Source organism: Mesorhizobium sp., from assembly GCF_024509055.1.
In the GTDB taxonomy this organism is placed as follows: domain Bacteria; phylum Pseudomonadota; class Alphaproteobacteria; order Rhizobiales; family Rhizobiaceae; genus Mesorhizobium.
This window is the reverse complement of sequence record NZ_JANINM010000173.1, coordinates 1-3,523: the sequence shown is the minus strand read 5'-3', so window position 1 is coordinate 3,523 and position 3,523 is coordinate 1. Positions and strand designations below refer to the sequence as shown.

The 3,523-nt window shown below is 64.1% G+C and carries 4 protein-coding genes; 3 read left to right on the top strand and 1 reads right to left on the bottom strand.

All coding sequences use genetic code 11. The features are described from left to right. A partial coding sequence (locus Q0L57_RS08280; RefSeq protein ID WP_296740994.1) for a citrate/2-methylcitrate synthase occupies positions 1-488 on the top strand: 488 nt, incomplete at its 5' end. A gap of 253 nt (positions 489-741) precedes the next feature. On the opposite strand, the gene phaR is transcribed toward Q0L57_RS08280, so the two are convergent. After that, a complete protein-coding gene (gene phaR / locus Q0L57_RS08275; RefSeq protein ID WP_296740991.1) occupies positions 742-1,335 on the bottom strand; it encodes a polyhydroxyalkanoate synthesis repressor PhaR in 594 nt (197 codons plus the stop codon). A 306-nt stretch (positions 1,336-1,641) separates the two neighbouring features. Here phaR and Q0L57_RS08270 point away from each other — a divergent pair, with 306 nt between their 5' ends. Both Q0L57_RS08270 and phbB read left to right on the top strand, forming a co-directional pair. Continuing rightward, on the top strand, positions 1,642-2,826 hold the full coding sequence (locus Q0L57_RS08270) for an acetyl-CoA C-acetyltransferase (RefSeq protein ID WP_296740988.1): 1,185 nt from the start codon (positions 1,642-1,644) through the stop codon (positions 2,824-2,826). 83 nt (positions 2,827-2,909) lie between these two features. Beyond that, the coding region (gene phbB, locus Q0L57_RS08265) for an acetoacetyl-CoA reductase (RefSeq protein WP_296740985.1) at positions 2,910-3,523 on the top strand (614 nt) is incomplete at its 3' end.

Below are 3,523 nucleotides of genomic sequence, written 5' to 3'. Positions count from 1 at the left end.
CCCGCGTCGCGGCCTCCACCGGCGCGCCGATCGCCGCCTGCCTGCTCGCCGGTCTCGCGACGCTCACCGGCCCGCGCCACGGTGGGGCGGGTGCGGCGGCGATCGCGCTCGTCGAGGATGCGGAGCGGCTAGGCCCGGACGAGGCGATCGCCCGTTGGCTCGCCCACGACCGGCCGCTGCCGGGTTTCGGCCATCCGCTCTATCCGGAAGGCGATCCGCGCGCCGTGGGCCTGTTGCCGGGTCTCGATGTCGACCGTGGACTGCTGCAATTGCGCGACGCGGTCGTCGCCGCGACCGGCCTGCAGCCCAATATCGATTTCGCGCTGGCCGCGATGACCCGCGGCCTGCAGCTGCCCGCCGATGCGCCGTTTCGCCTGTTCGCGCTCGGCCGCAGCATCGGCTGGACCGCTCATGCCATCGAGCAGGTGATGAGCAACCGGCCGATCAGGCCCCGTGCGCGTTATGACGGGCCTGCCGGGCCGGCATGAGGGCTTCCAGGGATTAGCCGGAATGCGTGTCTGTCGTCATCCTAGGGCGGAGCAAGGAGCGAAGCGACGCGCGCAGACCCCAGGATCCATGCCGTGACGCTAAGGAATTGCAACAATTGCAGAATCTGCACCGTTCCATCCTGCGACCAAGGTCACGGCATGGATCCTCGGGTCAAGCCCGAGGATGACGAAGGGATGGGCCTTTTCGGCTAACCATGAACGCTTGCGACTGTCACAAACGGTGACACACCCGTCAGGACATCGTGTCCAGCTTGCGCTGCATGGCCGCGATCTGCGCCTTCAATTCCTGCAGGTCGTCGGATTTTTCTTCTTTCTTGGTCGGCTCGGCCGGCGCGGCTGAATTTGTGCCGGCGGGCGGGAACGGCGTGAACATGCGCATGGCGTTCTGGAACATCTCGACGTTCCGGCGCGTCTGCTCCTCCAGCGCCTTCATCGGCGTCTTCATCATGTCGATTGGCGTCTTGCCGAAGGCGCCCTTCATCTGCTCGCGGAAACGCTCCTGCTCCTTGGTGAAGGCGATCATCGACTGCTCGAGGAAGCTCGGCACGATCATCTGCATCTGATCGCCATAGAAGGCGATCAACTGGCGCAGGAACGGGATCGGCAGCATGTTCTGCCCATCCTTGTTCTCCAGCTCGAAGATGATCTGGGTCAGCACCGGATGGGTGATGTCATCGCCGGTCTTGGCGTCCTGCACCGTGAACTCCTCGCCCTTCTTGACCATCTCGGCCAGATCCTCGAGCGTCACATAGGTGCTGGTGCCGGTGTTGTAGAGCCGGCGATTGGCATATTTCTTGATGACGATCGGGTCGTCTTTCGCGGCCATCCGTATCCTCCCCAGGATACCGGCGCATTGAGAGTAAGCAGCCGGTAACGATTGCGCCATTTGTCGAGGATATGCGCAAAAGCGTCACAATTCCAAGTGGTTTGTGCAGTGCGGCATCAATTAATGCTGCATGGCCGGGCGAAAAATGCTGCGCGACCGTGATTGCGTTGCGGCGGGCCGCCGGTGCGGCGTGCTTGCGGCGCATGGCGGCCATGCCCATTTCCGGTTTGACTCGGGTTCTGGAACGGGCAAGAAAGTCCATAACGGTACCCTAAAACACGACACCTCGAAGTCTGGAGAAGAAAAATGTCCGCTTCCAATTCAATTGTCGTCGCCAGCGCCGCCCGCACGGCGGTCGGTTCCTTCAACGGCAGTTTCGCCGCAACGCCGGCCCATGAGCTTGGTGCGGTGGTCATCAAGGAGTTGCTGGCGCGGGCCAAGGTCGATCCGGCGGAAGTCGACGAGGTCATCCTCGGCCAGGTGCTGACGGCAGCCCAGGGCCAGAACCCCGCCCGCCAGGCCTCGATCAATGCCGGCCTGCCCAAGGAGACCACCGCCTGGGGTCTCAACCAGGTCTGCGGCTCCGGCCTGCGCGCGATCGCGCTCGGCATGCAGCAGATCGCGACCGGCGACGCCAAGGTGATCGTCGCGGGTGGCCAGGAATCGATGTCGCTGTCGCCGCACGCCCAGCACCTGCGCGCCGGGGTCAAGATGGGCGATTACAAAATGATCGACACCATGATCAAGGACGGCCTGTGGGACGCCTTCAACGGCTACCACATGGGCAACACCGCCGAGAACGTCGCCCGCCAGTTCCAGATCACCCGCGACGACCAGGATGAGTTCGCTCTGGCATCGCAGAACAAGGCGGAAGCCGCGCAGAAGGCCGGCAAGTTCAAGGACGAGATCGTCGCCTTCACCATCAAGGGCAAGAAGGGCGACACCGTCGTCGACCAGGACGAGTATATCCGTCACGGCGCGACGTTGGACGCCATGACCAAATTGAAGCCCGCCTTCGACAAGGATGGCACGGTCACCGCCGCCAACGCATCCGGCATCAATGACGGCGCCGCCGGCGCGCTGCTGATGAGCGAAGCCGAGGCTGTCCGTCGCGGCATCACGCCGTTGGTGCGCATAGCGTCCTGGGCGACCGCCGGCGTCGATCCGGCGATCATGGGCACCGGCCCGATCCCGGCTTCGAAGAGGGCGCTGGAAAAGGCCGGCTGGTCGGCGAAGGACCTCGATCTCGTCGAGGCCAACGAGGCCTTCGCCGCGCAGGCTTGCGCCGTCAACAAGGGCATGGGCTGGGACACCTCGATCGTCAACGTCAATGGCGGCGCCATCGCCATCGGCCATCCGATCGGCGCTTCCGGCGCCCGCATCTTCAACACGCTGGTGCATGAGATGCGCCGGCGCGGCGCCAGGAAGGGGTTGGCGACCCTATGCATTGGCGGCGGCATGGGCGTCGCAATGTGCGTGGAAGCACTCTGACGAGATGACTGACGGGCGGCGCAAGCCGCCCGTTTTGTATCTGACAGGCCCGGATACAGGGCCACTTCAAGAAGGGGAAGCGCATGAGCAAGGTAGCAATCGTCACGGGCGGATCGCGCGGCATCGGCGCGGCAATATCGGTCGCGCTCAAAAATGCAGGATATTCGGTGGCCGCCAACTATGCCGGCAATGACGAGGCGGCCGCGAAGTTCAAGGCAGAGACCGGGATCCCTGTCTACAAATGGTCGGTCGCCGATTACGACGCCTGCGCTGCCGGCATCGGCAAGGTCGAGGCCGATCTCGGTCCGGTCTCGGTATTGGTCAACAATGCCGGCATCACCCGCGACGCCATGTTCCACAAGATGACTCGCGAGCAGTGGAAGGAGGTCGTCGACACCAATCTATCCGGCGTCTTCAACATGACGCATCCGCTGTGGAGCGGCATGCGCGACCGCAAATTCGGCCGCGTCATCACCATCTCCTCGATCAACGGCCAGAAGGGCCAGGCCGGGCAGACCAACTACTCGGCCGCGAAGGCCGGTGACATTGGCTTCAGCAAGGCTCTGGCGCAGGAAGGGGCGCGCGCAGGCATCACCGTCAACGTCATCTGCCCCGGCTACATCGCCACCGAGATGGTCAAGGCGATCGACGAGAAGGTGCTCAACGAGCGCATCATCCCGCAGATCCCGGTCGGCCG